Source organism: Marinomonas sp. HM11-D, from assembly GCF_057626615.1.
In genome coordinates this window covers 1-1229 of record NZ_JBMMKT010000036.1, presented here as the reverse complement: position 1 = coordinate 1229, position 1229 = coordinate 1, and the positions used below count along the sequence as shown (strand labels likewise).

The following is a 1229-nucleotide window of genomic DNA, read 5'->3' as shown; positions in this document are numbered from 1 at the left end:
TGAATCGACCAGACTTTACTAGACCATCTCTTACTTATAATTCCCTAGCTTTTCGTAAACCAGAGGTGGCATGTTATCAGCATGGCTATGCTTACGTGTAGCGTTATAAAACATCTCTATGTAATCGAATATGTCAGCTCTTGCTTCCTCTCGTGATACGTAGATTTTTCGTTTTACCCTTTCGCGTTTAAGCAGCTGGAAAAAGCTTTCTGCAACAGCATTGTCATGACAGTTTCCTCGACGACTCATACTGGGCAGCAAGTTGTGTTTTTCTAAAAAACTTTGCCATTCGTATCCCGTGAACTGGCTACCCTGATCTGAGTGAATCAGTACAGTGCTTTTAAGCTTACGCCGCCAGACAGCTGAGAGCAGCGCTTGAGTAACGAGCTCACTTTCCATTCTAGAACTCATTGACCAACCGACCACTGCTCGTGAGTAAAGATCCAAAACAACGGCAAGATACAGCCAACCTTCATGCGTCTTAATATACGTAATGTCAGTGACCCACGATTGATTTGGAGCTTCCGGTGAGAAAGAGCGATCTAAAATGTTTTGCGCAACATGTGCGGGTTTTCCACCGTACCTTCCAGGGCGTTTTCCATAGCCAACTTGAGCTTTAAGCCCCTCACGCTTCATTAATTTTGCTACACGGTGTCTGCTACAAATCTCACCCAGATCTTTGAGGTCACAGTGAATTTTTCGATAGCCGTATACACAACCACTTTCAAGCCAAGAATGCTTAATCAGCCCAATAAGCCTGTCATCTTCAACAGCCCTTGCTGATTTAGGTTGCTTAAGCCACGCATAAAACCCACTGCGCTGAATCTTTAACGTTTGGCACATAAGTCGGGCAGGAAAACGATCGAGCCGGGATTTTATGAACGCGTATTTTTCTTTGACTCTTCCGCGAAAAATACGGTGGCTTCCTTTAGGATATCCCTTTCTTGAGTGACCCGCTTTAGCTCTTTCTCAAGCTGACGAATACGAGCTTCTTGATCAGAGACATCTTGGTGGTGACTTGCTTGAGGGCCATACTTTTTAATCCAAGCGTATAGGCTATGAGTGGACATACCTAAACGATCCGACACACTTGCAACAGAGTAACCCTGTTCAGTCACTTGCTTTACAGCTTGGATCTTAAATTCTTCAGTAAATCGTTGATTCATTGCTCCTCCTAAGAACACTTAATTGTATATCAATAAAGTGTCTAGAGAAGTCTGGTCGATTCA

1 protein-coding gene is annotated in these 1229 nt (G+C 43.7%); it reads right to left on the bottom strand.

The window, feature by feature from the left end; all coding sequences use genetic code 11:
• Positions 1-30 precede the first annotated feature (30 nt).
• A protein-coding gene (locus ACOSVP_RS18555) for an IS3 family transposase (RefSeq protein WP_487348973.1) occupies positions 31-1166 on the bottom strand; the annotation gives its coding sequence in 2 pieces (ribosomal slippage) (positions 31-932 and positions 932-1166; 1137 coding nt in all).
• Positions 1167-1229 lie beyond the last annotated feature (63 nt).